Annotated in this window: 1 rRNA gene; it reads right to left on the bottom strand. The window is 49.1% G+C overall.

From position 1 onward, the window contains the following. Positions 1-742: ribosomal RNA gene (locus tag AC1RRQ_RS23280) — 16S ribosomal RNA — on the bottom strand; the annotation flags it as partial.

Consider the following 742-nt stretch of genomic DNA (forward strand, 5'->3'; position numbering starts at 1 on the left):
GCTCCCAACAGCTAGTATCCATCGTTTACGGCGTGGACTACCAGGGTATCTAATCCTGTTCGCTCCCCACGCTTTCGTCCATCAGCGTCAATCAATTAGTAGTAACCTGCCTTCGCAATTGGTATTCCATGTAATCTCTAAGCATTTCACCGCTACACTACATATTCTAGTTACTTCCTAATAATTCAAGTTCAGCAGTATCAATGGCCGTTCCACCGTTGAGCGATGGGCTTTCACCACTGACTTACTAAACCGCCTACGGACCCTTTAAACCCAATGATTCCGGATAACGCTTGGATCCTCCGTATTACCGCGGCTGCTGGCACGGAGTTAGCCGATCCTTATTCTTACGATACCGTCAAGCTGATTCACGAATCAGTGTTTCTTCTCGTACAAAAGCAGTTTACAATCCATAGGACCGTCATCCTGCACGCGGCATGGCTGGATCAGGCTTGCGCCCATTGTCCAATATTCCTCACTGCTGCCTCCCGTAGGAGTCTGGTCCGTGTCTCAGTACCAGTGTGGGGGATCTCCCTCTCAGGACCCCTACCCATCGTTGCCTTGGTAAGCCGTTACCTTACCAACTAGCTAATGGGACGCATGCTCATCTTTCACCGTTGTGACTTTAATTATATCTCGATGCCGAGTCATAATACTATGAGGTATTAATCCAAATTTCTCTGGGCTATCCCTCTGTGAAAGGCAGATTGCATACGCGTTACGCACCCGTGCGCCGGTCTCT

Source organism: Flavobacterium sp. GW821-FHT12A05, assembly GCF_058807735.1.